Source organism: Chryseobacterium sp. MMS23-Vi53 (genome assembly GCF_047651245.1).
Taxonomy (GTDB): domain Bacteria; phylum Bacteroidota; class Bacteroidia; order Flavobacteriales; family Weeksellaceae; genus Chryseobacterium.
Window position 1 is genome coordinate 4254958 of record NZ_CP180265.1, and the last position, 17851, is coordinate 4272808.

The following is a 17851-nucleotide window of genomic DNA, read 5'->3' on the forward strand; positions in this document are numbered from 1 at the left end:
ATTTTTTGCAAAATTAGATGTTTTATTTTTTAATAAGTTAAAAAGATTGTTGAAGTTTTCAGAAAATATTTATATTAGCTAAAACCTTAATAAAAGCCCAATGCAACGTTTTTTATCTATATTCTTAATTTGTATTTCAGGTGTATTTTTCTCTCAAAATAGATTAAATTTAATTCCCTATCCTCAAAAAGTTGAATTTATGCAGGGAGAATTCACAATTCCTGAAAATTTTATATTGGCTCAAAATCTTCCGAAAGAAGAAACAGAATACTTTAAAAAGCATTTTGCCAAGGTATTTTCATTTAAATATGGAAATTACGAGGGAGTTCATTTGATAGAATCACCATATCCTCCTAGAATATCGCACTTACCAATAAAAGGAGAAGTAGAAATAGAAAAATATACCATTAATATTTCTTCCAAAAAGATTATTATCAATTCATATACAAAACAAGGTTATTTTTTAGCACTTCAAACTTTAATTCAAATTATCGATCAATATAAGGATACCAAGAAAATTCCTGCGATGAAGATCGAAGATCAGCCGAAATTTGCCTGGAGAGGGATGCATCTGGATGTTTGCCGTCATTTTTTCACGGTTGGAGAAGTAAAACAATACATCGATTATCTGGCAATGTATAAACTGAATACATTTCATTGGCATTTAACAGACGATCAGGGGTGGCGAATTGAAATTAAAAAGTATCCTAAATTAACGACAGTTGGCGCAAAACGAAAAGAATCAATGATTGGAGCTTACGTTGATAATACTTTTGACGGAAAACCTTACGGGCCATATTTTTATACGCAGGATCAGATTAAAGAGGTTGTAAAATACGCAACAGAAAGACATATCACGGTTGTTCCGGAAATAGAAATGCCTGGTCACGCATTGGCTGCGTTGGCGGCTTATCCTGAATTGGCTTGTACAAAAGGACCTTTCGAACCGGCTACAAAATGGGGTGTTTTCGATGATGTTTTTTGTCCAAAAGACGAAACTTTCAAATTTTTGGAAAATGTTTTAGATGAGGTAATGACACTTTTTCCTTCAAAATATATCCACATCGGAGGTGATGAATGCCCGAAAACCAGATGGAAAGAATGTGCGCATTGTCAGGAATTAATTAAGAAAAATAATTTAAAGGATGAACATGGTTTGCAAAGCTATTTCATCCAAAAGATTGAAAAATACGTAAACAGCAAAGGTCGAAAAATTATTGGCTGGGACGAGATTTTGGAAGGTGGATTGGCACCAAACGCAGCGGTAATGAGCTGGACTGGTATTAAAGGTGGTGTTGAGGCAGCAAAATCCGGACATTTTGCGGTGATGACGCCTGGTTCTTATTGCTATTTTGATCATTATCAGGGCGATCCTCAAACAGAGCCTCTTGCTTTTGGAGGTTTTACGCCTTTAGATAAAGTATATTCTTATAACCCGATTCCAGAAGAGCTGAATGCGGAGCAGGCTAAATATATTTTGGGAGTTCAGGCAAATCTTTGGACTGAATATATTCTTGATTTTAAGTCGGTTCAATATCAGGTTTTTCCAAGAATGATGGCACTTTCGGAAGTCGGTTGGGGTACTTCGGATTCTAAAAATTATAAGGAATTTGAAGGTCGTGTAATCAATCAATTCAAAGTATTGGATAAAATGGGCGTGAATTATGCGAAAAGTATCTATAATATTAATGGAAAAGTTATTCCTAATAATAATGGAGTTGCATACGAACTTTCAACTTCTCAAAACCCAACCGGAATTCGTTATACTTTAGATGGAACAACTCCGACTGCAAATTCTCAGGTTTATCAAAATTCAATTCCTGTTTCAAAGTCAATGACGATAAAATCTGCTTATTTTGAAAATGGTGAATTGAAAAGTGCAATTTCTTCTCAGGAATTTACGACCTCAAAAACAACGGGAAAAAAAATTACTCTTGAACAACAACCTAGCGAAAATTATTCTTTTGGTGGTGCTTTCACTTTAATCGATGGAATTATCGGAAATATAAAACAATTAGGAAAAACATGGCTGGGTTTCCAAGGAAAAGATGTAGTTGCAACAATTGATTTAGGACAGAAAACTCAATTTTCGGAAGTTTATTTTAATACGTTAGAAAATAAAGGAAGCTGGATTCACTTGGCAAAATCTGCAATGATTTCTGTTTCTGATGATGGAAAAAATTTTAAAATCATTAAAGAGATTGGAAAAGATGAAATCCTGAATGCGAAAGGAAAAATTAAAATAAATGTAGGAAATCAAAACTCAAAATATATTAAAATTAAAATAGAAAATGCAGGAATTATCCCTGCAGGAAATCCGGGTGCAGACTCGAAAGCATGGCTTTTTGTAGACGAAATCGGAGCTAATTAAATTTTCCAAGGTTTCTTTGTTTAATGTTCAGCATCAATGCTTAAACATAGGGCTTATATACTTATCTTTGAAACAGCAAGAATTTTAAATCAACCTTAATCTTAGCTTTAACCTAAAACTATGAATTCACGTAGAAAATTTCTAAAAAATACAGCATTAGCTTCGTCTGCATTATTATTGAATCCGTTGGATTTAATTGCAAAAGATTTACCCGAAAAAGATCAGAAAATCGTCAATAAACCAATCGTTCTTTCTACATGGAATTTTGGTTTAAAAGCCAACGAAGAAGCTTGGAAGATTTTAGGAAAAGGGGGGCGTGCTTTGGATGCCGTTGAAAAAGGTGTTCGTCTGGTTGAAGATGATCCGACAGAAAGAAGCGTTGGTTACGGCGGTCGTCCCGACAGAGACGGAAGAGTTACGTTGGATGCTTGTATCATGGATGAAAACTACAATATTGGTTCAGTTGCATGTTTAGAAAATATTAAAAATCCTATTTCTGTGGCGAGAGCCGTAATGGAAAAAACTCCTCACGTGATGTTGGTGGGAGACGGGGCTTTACAGTTTGCTGTTTCTCAAGGTTTCAAAAAGGAAAATATTTTAACTGCCGAATCTGAAAAAGAGTGGAAAGAATGGTTGAAAGACAGCAAATATAAACCGATCGTAAATATCGAAAATCACGACACCATCGGAATGATTGCTTTGGATGCACAAGGAAATCTTTCCGGAGCTTGTACAACGAGCGGAATGGCTTTCAAAATGCACGGAAGAGTAGGAGATTCGCCCATTATTGGAGCGGGGTTATTCGTTGATAATGAAGTTGGAGCAGCAACAGCGACAGGTCATGGTGAAGAAGTGATCAGAACCGTCGGAACTCATTTGGTTGTTGAATTAATGAGACAAGGCAGAAATCCACAACAAGCTTGTAAAGAAGCGGTTGAGAGAATTGTTCAGATTACAAAAAGAAGAAATAAAAATCTGAAAGATATTCAGGTGGGTTTTATTGCCATCAATAAAAAAGGGGAATATGGTTCATATTGTATTCAGGACGGATTTAATTTTGCGGTTTATGACCAAAAAGGCAACCGTTTGGAAAAACCTGAATTTGCTTTGAAATAAAACTTGAATCTTAAACTTTGAACTTTAAATAAACAGAATGTCAAAAGTAGAAATAGCATGCTTTAATCCTGAATCCGCAATCATTGCTTTTGAAAACGGAGCAGACAGAATTGAGTTGTGCGACGGACTGAGCGAAGGCGGAACAACACCGGATTTTGAAACAGCAAAACAGTTAAGAGAAAAAATCAACATCCCGATTTTTGTGATGATTCGTCCTCGTGGCGGAGATTTTACATATTCTGATGAAGAATTTGAACAGATGAAATCAGACTTAATTCAACTAAAATCTTTAAATGTTGACGGTTTCGTTTTCGGAATTTTAGATAAAAATGATGAAGTCAATATCGAGCAAAATAAAGAATTGGTTGAATTGGCAAAACCTTATCAGTGTACATTTCACCGGGCTTTCGACAGATCAAAAGGCTTAGAAAGTTCTTTAGAAAAAGTAATTGATTGTGGCTTTAAAACCATCCTTACTTCTGGTCAGAAACCTAATGTTTCAGAAGGTAGGGAAAACCTTAAAAAATTGGTAGAATTATCCAACGGAAGAGTCGAAATTCTTGTCGGTGGCGGACTTCGCTCTACAAATATTGAAGAACTTCGAGATTTTACAAAAGCCGGATATTTTCATTCTTCAGCGATTACTGATGGCGGTGCTTTTGCAAATGCGGATGAGGTGGTTGCTTTGAAGAGTAAATAAATTTTAAATATAAAAATATTCATGCAGCTTGTCATTCTGACGAAGGAAGAATCTCAACACAATATATTTAGATTCTTCACTACATTTCATTTCGTTCAGAATGACAAACCATAAAATATACATCTTAAATAAGTTTATTGATGAATAAATCCATACTTTTTTCTTTTCTTTTCATTCAAAATATCCTATTCGCTCAGTTTTCCGAGCGTAATTTATCCTCTGAGAAATGGCAGTTTAAAAATGCAAAAGAAAATAAATGGCTGGCTGCCTCGGTTCCTGGGACGGTGCATTTGGATTTGATGAATAATAAAATCATTCCCGATCCTTACAAAGATGAAAATGAGAAAAAAGTTCAGTGGATAGAAAATGAAGACTGGGATTATCAGACGAGTTTTAAAATATCACCAAAAGAATTAGCAAATCAAAATATTGAATTGATTTTTAATGGATTGGATACGTTTTCTGAAATTTATTTGAACGGAAAATTATTACAAACCACAGATAATATGTTCAGAAAATGGACGATCCCAGTAAAACAAAACCTAAAAATCGGAGAAAATAGTTTACAGGTTAAATTCAAATCTGCGGTAGATGTTGGAAAAGAACTGGCAAAAAAAGTTCCTTTTACAACACCGGAATCTCCGAGAAGTTATGTAAGAAAAGCGCAGTATCAATTCGGATGGGATTGGGGACCAAGATTGGTGACGGCGGGCATTTGGAAAGATGTTAAATTAAATTTTTGGAATAATGCAAAGCTTAACAATATAAAGGTTGAACAAAAAACATTAACAACACAAAAAGCAGATTTAAATATTCATGCTGAAATTTTTACGGAAAAAGGAGGAAAATATAGTTTTTTAATTAATGGAAAATCTCAAAATGTTGATTTAAAATCAGGATTAAATCAAGTTTCGATTCCCTATCAAATTCAAAATCCAAAATTATGGGAACCCAATGGTTGGGGAGAACAAAATTTATATGATGTAAATATTTTATTACAAAAAGATTCGAAAGTCATCGCTGAAAAATCTGAACGAATTGGATTAAGAACAATTGAATTAATTCAGGAAAAAGACGAAAAAGGAAAATCTTTTTATTTTAAAGTGAATGGAAATCCAATATATGCAAAAGGAACAAACTGGATTCCGTCTGATAGTTTTACGCCAAGAATTACCAAAGAAAAATACCAAAAACTGATCAAAGATTGTAAAGAAGCCAATATGAATATGATTCGTGTATGGGGTGGCGGAATTTACGAAGATGACGAATTTTACAAAGCCTGCGACGAAAACGGAATTTTAGTTTGGCAGGATTTTATGTTCGCAGGAAGCTTTTATCCGTCGGATGAAAATTTTCAAAAAAATGTAGAATTAGAAGTAAAAGATCAGATAGAAAGACTTCAGAATCATGCTTCATTAGCTTTGTGGTGTGGAAATAATGAAGTGGATGAGGCGATTGTCAATTGGGGCTATCAAAAGCAATTCAAATATTCAAAAGAAGATTCTTTACAGGTTTGGAAAGATTATAAGAAAATTTTTCACGAAGTAATTCCAAATGCTATAAAAAAGTATGCAACAAGCGATAAATCCATTTATTGGCCAAGTTCGCCATCCATCGGTTGGGGACACAAAGAAAGTTTAACGGAAGGAGATTCACATTATTGGGGCGTTTGGTGGGGCGAACAGCCATTTGAAATTTTCAATGAAAAAGTGCCGAGATTTGCGTCTGAATATGGTTTTCAGGGAATGCCAACTTTGGAAACTACAAAAGCTATGTTTTCCGGAACTCCGGATTTAAGTTTACAAAACGGAACGATAAAAGCACACGAAAAACATTCGAGAGGTTGGGAAATTATCGATAATTATATGAAACGGGATTACAATATTCCGACAGATTTTGTAAAATATAACTATATTTCTCAATTGCTGCAGGCTCGTGGAATGCAGATCGCCATCGAAGCACATCGTCGTGCGAAGCCTTACAATATGGGAACTTTATATTGGCAGTTAAATGATTGTTGGCCTGTTGTTTCGTGGTCTTCCATTGATTATTTGGGAAACTGGAAAGCACTGCATTATCAAGTAAAGAGGAGCTTTGAAAATCAGGTGATTTTAACGGAGGAAAAAAATAATGTTTTGGATTTTTATGCCATAAATGATGAACCGAAAAAGTTTGAAGATGTGAAAGTAGAAATTCAGGTTATTGATTTTAATGGAAAAATTTTAAAAGACATTACTACCGTTCCGGATGGAAAAACTTTAGAAAAAATTGTAAAATTAGATCCGATTGAAACTGATAATTTAATTTCAGCTTCCAACAAAAATGAAATCTTTTTAAAATTAGCTTTAAAAGATAAAAGCGAGAAAATTATTGCTCAAAACAATTATTTCTTCGCAAAACCGAAAGATTTAAAACTGACAAAACCAACCATCAAAATCAAGAAAATTTCAGCAATAGAAATTGAAGTTTCAACAGATGTTTTGACAAAAGATGTTTATTTGATGGGAGATACACATTTTAGTGATAATTTCTTCGATTTGCTTCCGAAAACGACGAAGATAATTACGCTTTCAAAACCTTTGGAAAAAGTTGAGGTAATGAGTTTGTTTGATACGATAAATTAAGATATTCGTCATGTATTTTCTTTTTTTAGGAGCTATTTCCGGCTTTTCGCTATATCTTTTGGGTTACGGCCTCCGCTTCGCTCCGCCCGCAACCCAAAAGGATGCCGCTGCAATCCGGGCTAGGATGAAAGTCTTTCTAATTCAAGAAAAATACAAAGTTTATCTTCAAAATAAATTCAATGAGTAGAAAACATCAGATCATTTGCTGAGTGAAACGTCTTTGCGAACGAAAATATTCTCAATAAAATAACAAAAACATTGCGCTCTTTGCGTTTAAAAAGATTGCTTTGTCATTTCGTTCCTCGCAATGACCCAACAAAAACATTGCAGTTCACAAAAGAAAAAATTAATTTTACACTTTAAATATTTCTCTTGCAATACGCTCAAATCGTTTTACCGCTAAATTTAAAAGGATCTTTCACGTACAAAGTTCCCGAAGAACTATCATCTCAAATTAAGCTGGGAATGAGGGTTTTGGTTCCATTTGGCGGAAAGAAAATCTATACAGGAATCGTTTTCGAATTTCATGATAATGAACCTATTGAATTTGTGGCAAAAGAGATTATTAGCATTTTGGATGATCAACCAATTGTTCCTTTGGAGCAAATTAAATTCTGGAATTGGCTTTCAGATTATTATTTGTGTGGTTTGGGCGAAATTTACCGTTTTGCATTTCCGTCTTCTTTAAAACTGGAAAGCGAAACCTATTTAAAACTAAAACCCAACGCAAAAATAGAGTTCGAAAATCTCGATGTCAACGAAATGTATCTCATTCAGGCATTGGAAGTTCGGCAGTTGATTAACTTAACAGATATCGAAGCATTCATTCCTAAAAAAGATATTGTAAAGACAATCAATTCGTTAATCGATTTACAGTATATCGAAATTGACGAAAAAATTGCAGAAAAATATAAAGCAAAAGAAGTTGCTTATGTGAAGATCAATGATGAGGTTTTAAAAAATCAGAATCTTACAGAAATTCTTTTAACCCTAAAAAGATCTCAAAAACAGAAAGATCTTTTTCTCGCTATTTTAGAAAAGCAAACAGAAAATCCTGATTCACACATCAAAAAATCCGAACTTTTTGAGGATGGATATTTTGGAAGTTCTCACTTGAAAGGCTTAGCAGATAAAAATCTTGTTGAAGAATATTATATGCAAAAAGACAGGATAGAAAGCTATGAAGGCGAAATTGAGGAATTGGAAGAACTTTCCGAAGCTCAGAAAGAAGCCAAAGCCGAAATCGATGACGCTTTTAAAGAAGGAAAAAATGTCTTGCTCCACGGCGTAACTTCATCCGGAAAAACGCATATTTATTTGGAGAAAATCGAAGAATGTATCCAGGAAGGAAAAAACGTTTTGTTTTTGCTTCCAGAGATTTCTTTAACTAAACAAATTACTCAAAGATTAGAAAAAAAATACGGTCGACAGCTAGGTTTTTATCATCAAAAATTAACCGATTTTGAGCGTGTTGAAGTATGGAGAAGAATCCGGCAAAATGATATTAAAATCCTCATTGGAACGAGAAATGCATTGTTTTTGCCTTTCCGTAATTTAGGATTAATTGTTGTGGATGAAGAGCATGATTCTGCATACAAACCGAGGGAATCTTCACCTTATTTTAATGCAAAAGATGCCGCTTTGGTTTTTGGACATTTTTATAAGGCTAATGTCATTTTAGGTTCTGCAACGCCTTCAGTTGAAAGTTATTACAATGCCCGAAAGGATAAAATGAAATATATTTTCCTTGACGAACGTTTCGGAAATGTCAATCTCCCTGAATATGAATTGATTAATTTTAAAGAAGCTCAGGATTCCAAAAAAGTTTCGGGGAATTTTTCTTTACAATTAATTGATGAAATTAAAAGGGTTTTAGACGAAAAAAATCAGGCCATTGTGCTTCACAACCGTCGTGGTTATGCGAATGTTGTGGAATGTGAAACTTGCGGTTATGTAAATTATTGCTCAAACTGTGATGTCGTAATGACTTATCACAAGGCAGCCAATGAAATGAAATGTCATTATTGCGGTCAGAGAGCTTCCAAGCCAAAGACCTGCCCGAAATGTTATTCTGAAAATCTGAATGAAAGAGGAGTAGGTGTGGAACAAATTCATGAAGAAGTTGTTAAATTATTTCCTGATAATGAAGTAGATAGGATGGATGTGGATTCCATGCGAAAGAAATTTGCTTACGAAAAGTTATACGAAAAAATTGAGGATCGAGAAACCGATATTGTTGTTGGCACTCAAATGATTTCCAAAGGCTTGGATTTCGATCATATTGAATTGGTCGCCATTCCGAAAGCGGATTCCATGCTGTACGTTCAGGATTTCAGAGCGGAAGAAAGAGCCTATCAGCTGATTACGCAGGTTTCCGGAAGAGCAGGAAGAGTTTCTGGAAAAGGTAAGATTTTAATTCAGACTTTTAATCCTGATCATTCTGTTTTCCAATTAATTAAAATGAATAATCCCGCGAAAATTTATAAATATATTTTAACGGAGCGTCAAAAATTTCATTATCCGCCTTTCACGAAATTAATTATGATTGAGCTGAAGCACAGAAAAGAAGATAAAGCAAATCGTGCTTCTCAGTTTCTTGGTTCTGTTTTAAGAAAATATCTTCCGGGAGACTGTGTTTTAGGTCCGGAAAAAGCTCAGATTGCAAGACTTAATAACTTATATCAGTTTCAGATTATGCTGAAGCTTCCGAGAGGGAAGAAATACGAAGAATATAAGAATCTGGTTTTATTAAGTCTAAAAGAATTTGACGAAATTACTGCTTACCAAAGCATTAAAAAAGACGTTTTTGTTGATTTTTAACAAACTTTAACAAACTTTATAGGGTTTTATAATAGTCTACTAAACCACTATATAACAATATTTTCTACTTTTGACCGTTGATTATATGTTTGGATATTTAACTTTCAATTTAACCAATTGATTTTTAGCCTATCCAAAATGTAAGAAAATGAAAAAATTGATGGTAAATTACAGAAAATATATTTCAAGCGTCGCGGTACTGGCTTCAGGATTTTTTCTTGCTCAGACTACCGTTTCTACAGTGCTATATTCTCCGGCTTACGACAATCAAAAAAGCAGTTTAAACTTACCTTCTCCCATCACATCAGCAGTGGAGAAAACTATTTTGTCGCCGAAAGAGCTTGTAGACATTAATGTAAACACAATGATGACAGACCCGGTTTTGAAAAATGCAAACTGGGGATTCGTAGTGTACGACCCGAAAACGAAGAAGGTAATCTCTTCGTACAATGAAAATACTCCTTTGGTTCCGGCTTCCACAACAAAATTATTAACTACAGAAACAGCATTGAATCTGTTAGGGGAAAACTATCGTTGGAATACACAGTTGGAATATTCAGGAACAGTAGATGAAAATGGAGTTCTGAACGGAAATCTTTATATTGTAGGAAGCGGTGATCCGTCTTTAGGAACCAATAAAGCAGGTGCTTGGTCTTATAGAGATATCGTTTCGGATTTCGTGGGTGGACTTTCTCATGAGGGAATCAAAAAAGTAAATGGTGATATTATTATCCAGACAGCGCTTTTCAAAGGTAACATTTCAAAACTTCCGGAAAATGTTGTGTGGCTAGAAAGCAATAATTACTATTTACCGGCTGGTACAACCCGAGAAATCAATCCTGCAAATGAAAAACTGATTTCAAAGAAAGGAAACAGCTTATCTGGAGATAAGAAATATTTCTATATTTCTCCTTACAACAAACAAATGGTGTATGCCGATAAATATGAAGGCGACGGAGTTTTAACAACAAAACTACCCGATGCACCGGCTTTCCTTGCTAATTCTTTCAGAACGACTCTTGTAAAAAGTGGAATTGCTGTAACAGGAAAAGTAACACCGAAAATGACGGATGCAAGTCCTGAAAACAGAAAACTGGTTTCAGCTTACAAATCTCCCACTTTAAGTGATATTATTTTTTATACAAATCAGCACAGTGATAATGGTTTAGCAGAAGCTTTATTAAAAACTGTTGGATTCCAAAGTTTAGGAGATCAAACATCTGAATCTGGAAGAATTGTGGTAACAAATCACCTGAAAGACGAAGGTTTTGATATGATTGGTTTAAATTATATCGATGGTAGCGGACTTTCAAGAAGTAATAATGTAACACCAATTGCTCAGGCTAAGTTTTTAACTTCATTAATGAACGAAAAATATTATAAAACATATTTCACTTCATTGCCTGTTGGAGGACAATCAGGAACATTGAAAAGAATGTTCAACGGTCTTGGAAACGGACAGGTTTTTGCTAAAACAGGAACTTTAAATAAGGTTAAAACATTAGCAGGATACATGAAAACGAACAGTGGAAAAACTTTAGTTTTCTCTTTAATGGTGAACAATTATGCGGGATCTGTGGATATGGTGAAGAAAAGAATGGAGAAAATTCTTGAACCTGCATTGGATTTATAGATTTATTAAAATTTAATTAATATAAAAACCTTTTAATCAATGATTAGAAGGTTTTTTTTATCTTTGATTATATATTTTTTAATAATGAAAAAACTTTACTTTTTGATCTTGAGTGTTTTTGTTTTTCAGCAGATTTCAGCTCAAGATAATAATATTGAACAGAAAGGTCTGATTGCGAAGGAAATGAAATCTTTCGCAAACAAAATGGCCGTTGGAAATATCAATCCAAATACATTGAATTACGATCTTCAGTATCAAAGAATGGATGTTTCCATAAATCCTGCCGTAAAAAGCATTTCTGGATCGGTAACTTCGCATTTTAAACCAAATCAAAGTATGAATTCCATCTATTTTGATCTTGATAATCAAATGACGGTTTCACAAGTTCAGTATCATGGTAATTCGCTTATCTTTCAACAGCTTTCAACCAAAGAATTGAAGATTAATTTTCAATCTGCACTTCCTGCCAATGTTTTGGATTCTTTAACGATTAGCTACTCCGGATCACCGACAAGTTCAAACAATGCTTTTTTTAACGGAACACAAGGTGGAACTGCAGTTTTGTCAACTTTAAGTGAGCCTTACGGAGCACAGGATTGGTTTCCGACCAAGCAAAGTATGAATGATAAAATCGAAAAGTTTGATTTTAAAATTACAACTCCTTCACAATATAATGTTGCTGCGAATGGAAAGCCAATGTCTGAAACAGCTTTAGGAAACGGGCAAAAACTTACTTTTTGGAGAACGCAATATCCTACTGCAGCATATTTAATTGCGCTTTCTATTACGAATTTTGTTAAACTGACAGATACCATAGGAAATCCTCCTTTTCCTTTTATCAATTATATTTTTCCTTCAACTTCTACCAATACGACGAGTATGAGCAATATTGAATGGACAAAAACAGTAATGAACACCTTTGAAAACTATTTTGGTGCTTATCCGTTCAGAAACGAAAAGTATGGACATATGGAATTTCAGGCGGGTGGCGGAATGGAACATCAGACCATGACTTCGATGGGAGCATGGACAAAAGGATTGATTGCGCATGAACTTACACACCAATGGTTTGGAGATAAGATAACTTGTGGAGCCTGGAACGATATCTGGCTGAACGAGGGCTTTGCAACCTATGGAGAACATTTGGCTAATGAAAAACTTCTGATGTCGAATACAGATTTTTTAAACTACCTTTTAGGACAAAAAGATTATATTACTAGTGCTCCCGGAGGAAGCGTATATGTTGCAGATGCGAATTTAGGAAGCGTTGGAGCTATTTTTAATGGGAGATTATCTTATTCTAAAGGTGGTTATGTTTTGAGAATGCTAAAATGGATTTTAGGAGATACAGCTTTCTATCAGGCGCTTAAAGATTATAATTCCAGACCAAATCTTGCTTACAGCTATGCAAAAACTCAGGATTTTAATGCTTCTTTATTAACTTCAACTGGCATGAATTTTACAGAATTTTTTAATGACTGGATTTATGGCGAAGGTTACCCAACTTACGACATTCGATGGAAGCAAAACGGAAATACACTTACTATCAGAGTGGGACAGACGCAGAGTAGTCCGACTGTAAGCTTCTTCGAAATGCCTTTGCCGATAAAAGTGAACGGAACTGGAGGTCAGGTTGCATATTTAGCTTTAAATAATACTACAAACAATCAATATTTTGTACAAACAGTAGCTTTTCCTGTGGCAAGTGTACAATTTAATTATGAATATCAGATTTTAGAAAAAAACTCAACGGTAACTCAGGATAATACTTTAAGCACATCCGAATTTAACAATGACGAATTTGCGCTTTATCCAAATCCTGCGAAAAATGAAATTAATATTAAAGGAATTGATAAGCCGACAAATTTTACGATTTATTTCACAGACGGAAAACTAGTAAGACAAGGAACTTATCAACCGGAAAAAGCAATTAATATTTCAGAGCTGATTCCGGGAACTTATATTTTTAAAATTAAAGATAAGAATGTAAAGTTTTTAAAGAAATAATTATTTTAAGATAAATATCAAAACCTTCAGAACTTCTGAAGGTTTTTCATTTAATAAAGGTTAATTAAAGAAATAGGATAGAAAGTAAAAGTTGGTTTTTCTGCTGAAAGAATGAGATAAATTAATTCCATAATATTTTATTTTAAGGTTGAATTTTTTATTAAATCTGAAAGCTTTTCTGTCTTTTAATTGCTCGGTTTGCCTTTCTCGTGGCTTTTCTTACTTTAAAATCAAACCATTTTTCTTTGAATATATTTCGCATAACATTATCAAAATGTCTGATTAAAACTAAATTTTTAAATCCTCGCCATTTTTCCAGCCAACTTGAAGGCAATGCTCTGATAGAAACAGAATAACCCTCCGTTTCATATTGAATATAATGCCACCAACCCGAAGGAATGTAAAGTGTTTCGCCAGGTTCGATGATCGCTTCATAGCCATTTATATATTTTAAGCCCGGAAATTCTTCATAATCAGGTTCTTTGATATTGGTGATTGAATGGAAATTGTAAGGAAGTTTGTACAACAAATCCGATTGTTCCCAAGGAAAAAGCCATATTCTTTTAATGCCTTGAAACTGTGTAATAAAGACATGAGACATATCAATATCAACGTGATTTCTGGTGATCGAACCTTCACCACCGAAAAACATAAAAGGAAGCCATTTTAAAATTTTCCCTTTCGTAACATCATTGTAATGAATATCATTTTTAAGTTCGGGTTTAATACTTAATAAATTAAATAAAAAAAGGCGATGTTCGGTAGGAGCGGAAGTAATAAGATTCAAGTATTCGGAAAAAGTGCTTTGTCCGATCGGTTTGCTGGCAACTCTGTCCAGAGATTCGATCTCGCTTCCATAAATATTCACTTTATGTTCACCTGCAATTTCTTTAAAATAATCATAATTCCATTTTTTGAAAGCGGGACTTTCAGGATCTACAAAATCCTTCAAAATAACTGGCTTTGCGGGTTTCAGATATGTATTGAGAAAGTCTTCCGATTGTATATTTTTAATTTTTTGTACTGGTGATAATCTCATTTTCCGGATTTTAAAGTAACAAATATAATAAATAGTCTACTTAAATAGTAGACTATTTGTGAAAATGTTAGAATTTTATTTAAATCTTTATTTTTAAATTCAATTTGTGATGCTGAAAGCATTTAAATGTAGTATTAGAAGAAATTTTGGAAAGATTCTTGTCTAGATGTTTTCAGCATGACAAACCTAGAAAAAGCGAGTGCGGAAAGCGGGAAAAAGCTCCAAAAAAATTTAAACAAAGTTGAAAATAATGGTTTGTCATAATAAAAACGAGAAAAGCAGTTAGTTTACGCCGATTTTATTAAATTAGCGAATCAAAAAAATTATCTAAAATGATCTCTAAAAAGTATCTTGAAAACTTACAGAACGAACTACAAAATATCGATAACGACGGGCTTTACAAAAGAGAAAGAATCATTACTTCTCAGCAGAGTGCGGAGATAGAAGCCAACGGAAAAAAGCTGTTGAACTTCTGTGCCAACAATTATTTGGGATTATCGAACAATCCGGAGGTGATGAAAGCTTCTCAGGATATGATCGAATCTCATGGTTACGGTATGTCTTCGGTACGTTTTATCTGCGGAACTCAGGATATTCATAAGCAATTGGAACAAAAAATTGCTGACTTTTTAGGATTGGAAGACACGATTCTTTACGCGGCTTGTTTTGATGCAAACGGAGGTGTTTTCGAGCCGTTATTTACAGAAGAAGATGCAATTATATCTGATGAATTGAATCACGCTTCGATCATCGACGGAGTTCGTCTTTGTAAGGCGGCAAGATACCGTTACAAAAATAATAATATGGAAGATTTGGAAGCTCAGTTAATTGCTGCTTCTGAAAAAAATCACCGTTTCAAAATTATTGTTACAGACGGAGTTTTCTCAATGGACGGAATCGTTGCAGACTTGAAAGGAGTGTGCGATTTGGCTGATAAATACGATGCTTTGGTAATGGTTGACGATTCTCACGCAACAGGTTTCATCGGAAAAACGGGTCGTGGAACTCACGAAGCCAACGAGGTTATGGGTAGAGTAGACATCATTACTTCTACACTTGGAAAGGCTCTTGGTGGTGCTTTGGGAGGATTTACTTCTGGTAAAAAAGAGATCATCGATATGTTGAGACAGCGTTCTAGACCCTATTTATTCTCAAATTCTTTGGCTCCCGGAATTGTGGGTGCCGCTTTGAAAGTCTTGGATATGATTTCTGAAGATACTTCTCTACGTGATAAAGTAATGGAAAACGCAGAATATTTCAGAGCGGAAATGAAATCTAAAGGTTTTGATATTCCTGATGGTGATGCTGCAATTGTTCCTGTAATGCTTTACGACGCACCTTTAGCTCAAAAAATGGCGGAAAAGCTGATGGATGAAGGAATTTATGTGATCGGGTTCTTCTATCCTGTTGTACCAAAAGGAAAAGCGAGAATCAGAGTACAGCTTTCTGCTGCTCATACTAGAGAGCATTTGGATAAAGCCATTGCTGCTTTCGAGAAAGTTGGAAAGGAATTGGGAGTTATTTCTTAAAAATAAATAAGCTCTACATTTGTAGAATAAAAACAGGATTTCTTATATTTACAGAAATCCTGTTTTTTTATGAAAAATTTTTTAGTCGCATTTTCTTTAATTTTATTAACGATTTCCTGTAAAACCAAAATGAATCAGTATACAAAAATAGATAAGATTCAGAAAAGAGATGGGAAATGGAGGGAAGAATATTCCGCAGATGATGGAATACTCATAGCCATAGGTAGGTATAGAAAAGGAGAGAAAGTAGGAACTTGGAAAACTTATTTTGAAGATAAATTATACGAGAAAAATAAAATTAGAAAAGATGTTACTAAGATCAAGCGATATTTTCCTGATGGTAAATTGATGGAAAGCGGACAATCTAGGCTTGATATTTCTAAAAGTGAGCGCCATTGGTATTATATCGGCGATTGGAAATATTACAGCAAAGAAGGAAGACTTTTGTACAAAAAAACGTATTATTTAAACCAGAAAACGGACAGTATTTCGTATATAAATGGTAATTCTAAGATGTAAATGTTTAGCATATTTAAATTTATCTTGAGCATAAGACAATAAAAGCAATATTTATTGTATTTTCTATCAAATATTTTTATCATTAACGTTATATTTGCCTTTATTTTTTCAAATGCTTTACACAATAATAAAAGCACTACACATTATCTTCATGGTAAGTTATTTTGCGGGAATTTTTTATCTCGTGAGAATTTTTGTTTATTATAAAGATACCGATGAATTTTCTGAGGATAAAAAGAGAATTCTAAGAGAGCAATACACTTTCATGGCGCGGAGATTATGGAATATCATCACCGTTCCGGCGGGAGTGATTATGGCTGTTTGTGGACTGGTCATGATTTTCTTAAACTCAGGATTAATGAAAATGCCTTGGTTTCATTTAAAACTCACTTTCCTGATTGGTTTGGCAATTTACCACTATTGGTGCTGGAAAAAAGTTTTAAAATTAAAAGAATTGAACGGAAATACTTTAGATACGGCGAACATCAAATTAAGACAAGCGAACGAAATCGCAACCTTTATTTTGTTCTTGGTCGTTTTCACCGTCATATTAAAATCAATGGTTATTGAGTATTGGTGGCAATTAATTACAGGATTTTTCGTTCTGGTATTTTTAATCATGATGACCGTTAAATTGGTAAATAAAAACAAGAAAAAGTAATGATTTGGTTGATTGTTGTTGGTTAATAGTTGTTGGTTTTTACATCAAGCATCAAACAACAAGCAACGATCAACCATCAACATTTTTACAATAAAAACTATGATTGCAATTTTTAAAAAAGAACTTTGGAGCTATTTTGGGAATTGGAGCGCGTGGATCATCATTGCTGCTTTCAGTTTAATAGCTACATTGTTTTTGTTTTTTTTCGAGAATGATTCCAACATTTTTGATATCGGACAGGCGTCTTTACAAAGTTATTTTGTTTTGGTTCCGTGGTTATTAATGTTCATCATTCCGGCACTTTCGATGAAAACTTTTGCGGAAGAACAACAAACCGGAACATTGAACTGGCTGTTTTCCCAACCTTTAAAAATCTCTGATTTAGTTCTTGGAAAATTCTTATCGGTTTGGGTTGTCGGGATTTTATGTTTAATTCCATCCCTGATTTACCTATACACAGTCTATGTTTTGGGCGTTCCGGCAGGAAATATCGACATGGGAATGACGTTCGGAAGTTATTTGGGAATGATAATTTTAATTGCCGCTTTTTCCGGAGTCGGAATTCTTGCTTCTTCTCTTTCTCAAAACCAGATCATGGCTTATTTGCTGGGTGTTTTCATGTGTTTCATCATGTATTTCGGGATCGAACAATTGGCAAGTTATAAATTATTGGGAGGCGCAGATTTCTTTTTGCAAAATATTGGTTTTTATCAGCACTTTTTAGGCTTTACCAGAGGTCTGATTGATTTTAAAGATGTGGCTTATTTTGTCCTGATCATCGGTGTTACATTAGCTTTGTCCAACCATTTTATCACTAAAAAGAAGTAGAATT

The 17851-nt window shown here is 34.2% G+C and carries 12 protein-coding genes; 11 read left to right on the forward strand and 1 reads right to left on the reverse strand.

Going from position 1 to position 17851, the window contains the following annotated elements; translation table 11 throughout:
- Positions 1-199 precede the first annotated feature (199 nt).
- The 7 genes from ACKX2A_RS18900 (at position 200) to ACKX2A_RS18930 (ending at position 13271) form a co-directional block, all read left to right on the forward strand.
- Positions 200-2371, forward strand: coding sequence for a family 20 glycosylhydrolase (locus tag ACKX2A_RS18900; RefSeq protein ID WP_415326479.1), 2172 nt, complete (start codon positions 200-202; stop codon positions 2369-2371).
- 120 nt (positions 2372-2491) lie between these two features.
- Positions 2492-3487, forward strand: coding sequence for an isoaspartyl peptidase/L-asparaginase family protein (locus ACKX2A_RS18905; protein ID WP_415326480.1), 996 nt, complete (start codon positions 2492-2494; stop codon positions 3485-3487).
- A gap of 37 nt (positions 3488-3524) precedes the next feature.
- A complete protein-coding gene (locus tag ACKX2A_RS18910; protein WP_415326481.1) occupies positions 3525-4187 on the forward strand; it encodes a copper homeostasis protein CutC in 663 nt (220 codons plus the stop codon).
- A 140-nt stretch (positions 4188-4327) separates the two neighbouring features.
- Positions 4328-6811: a beta-mannosidase gene (locus ACKX2A_RS18915; RefSeq protein WP_415326482.1), complete on the forward strand. Its 2484-nt coding sequence runs from the start codon at positions 4328-4330 to the stop codon at positions 6809-6811.
- A gap of 372 nt (positions 6812-7183) precedes the next feature.
- Positions 7184-9631 (forward strand): primosomal protein N', encoded by a 2448-nt coding sequence (gene priA, locus ACKX2A_RS18920; RefSeq protein WP_415326483.1) that lies wholly within the window; start codon positions 7184-7186, stop codon positions 9629-9631.
- Between the two features lie 148 nt (positions 9632-9779).
- A complete protein-coding gene (gene dacB / locus ACKX2A_RS18925) occupies positions 9780-11264 on the forward strand; it encodes a D-alanyl-D-alanine carboxypeptidase/D-alanyl-D-alanine-endopeptidase (RefSeq protein ID WP_415326484.1) in 1485 nt (494 codons plus the stop codon).
- An 84-nt stretch (positions 11265-11348) separates the two neighbouring features.
- Positions 11349-13271: a M1 family aminopeptidase gene (locus ACKX2A_RS18930; protein ID WP_415326485.1), complete on the forward strand. Its 1923-nt coding sequence runs from the start codon at positions 11349-11351 to the stop codon at positions 13269-13271.
- Positions 13272-13431: 160 nt separating this feature from the next.
- On the opposite strand, the gene ACKX2A_RS18935 is transcribed toward ACKX2A_RS18930, so the two are convergent.
- A complete protein-coding gene (locus tag ACKX2A_RS18935) occupies positions 13432-14310 on the reverse strand; it encodes a cupin-like domain-containing protein (RefSeq protein ID WP_415326486.1) in 879 nt (292 codons plus the stop codon).
- 332 nt (positions 14311-14642) lie between these two features.
- On the opposite strand from ACKX2A_RS18935, the gene kbl reads away from it, so the two are divergent.
- The 4 genes from kbl to ACKX2A_RS18955 all read left to right on the forward strand — a co-directional run bounded on the left by kbl (position 14643) and on the right by ACKX2A_RS18955 (position 17847).
- Positions 14643-15839, forward strand: a complete 1197-nt coding sequence (gene kbl / locus ACKX2A_RS18940; RefSeq protein WP_415326487.1) for a glycine C-acetyltransferase — start codon at positions 14643-14645, stop codon at positions 15837-15839.
- A gap of 69 nt (positions 15840-15908) precedes the next feature.
- On the forward strand, positions 15909-16358 hold the full coding sequence (locus tag ACKX2A_RS18945; protein ID WP_415326488.1) for a hypothetical protein: 450 nt from the start codon (positions 15909-15911) through the stop codon (positions 16356-16358).
- A gap of 112 nt (positions 16359-16470) precedes the next feature.
- A complete protein-coding gene (locus ACKX2A_RS18950; RefSeq protein ID WP_415326489.1) occupies positions 16471-17019 on the forward strand; it encodes a CopD family protein in 549 nt (182 codons plus the stop codon).
- A gap of 99 nt (positions 17020-17118) precedes the next feature.
- Entirely contained in the window at positions 17119-17847 is a 729-nt protein-coding gene (locus ACKX2A_RS18955; RefSeq protein WP_415326490.1) for an ABC transporter permease, read from the forward strand.
- Positions 17848-17851: the final 4 nt, after the last annotated feature.

Coding starts and splice junctions, on each gene's coding strand:
- ACKX2A_RS18900 (WP_415326479.1), top strand. CDS start 200: ATGCAGGGAGAATTCACAATTCCTGAAAATTTTATATTGGCTCAAAAT.
- ACKX2A_RS18905 (WP_415326480.1), top strand. CDS start 2,492: ATGAATTCACGTAGAAAATTTCTAAAAAATACAGCATTAGCTTCGTCT.
- ACKX2A_RS18910 (WP_415326481.1), top strand. CDS start 3,525: ATGTCAAAAGTAGAAATAGCATGCTTTAATCCTGAATCCGCAATCATT.
- ACKX2A_RS18915 (WP_415326482.1), top strand. CDS start 4,328: ATGAATAAATCCATACTTTTTTCTTTTCTTTTCATTCAAAATATCCTA.
- dacB (WP_415326484.1), top strand. CDS start 9,780: ATGAAAAAATTGATGGTAAATTACAGAAAATATATTTCAAGCGTCGCG.
- ACKX2A_RS18930 (WP_415326485.1), top strand. CDS start 11,349: ATGAAAAAACTTTACTTTTTGATCTTGAGTGTTTTTGTTTTTCAGCAG.
- ACKX2A_RS18935 (WP_415326486.1), bottom strand. CDS start 14,310: ATGAGATTATCACCAGTACAAAAAATTAAAAATATACAATCGGAAGAC.
- kbl (WP_415326487.1), top strand. CDS start 14,643: ATGATCTCTAAAAAGTATCTTGAAAACTTACAGAACGAACTACAAAAT.
- ACKX2A_RS18945 (WP_415326488.1), top strand. CDS start 15,909: ATGAAAAATTTTTTAGTCGCATTTTCTTTAATTTTATTAACGATTTCC.
- ACKX2A_RS18950 (WP_415326489.1), top strand. CDS start 16,471: ATGCTTTACACAATAATAAAAGCACTACACATTATCTTCATGGTAAGT.
- ACKX2A_RS18955 (WP_415326490.1), top strand. CDS start 17,119: ATGATTGCAATTTTTAAAAAAGAACTTTGGAGCTATTTTGGGAATTGG.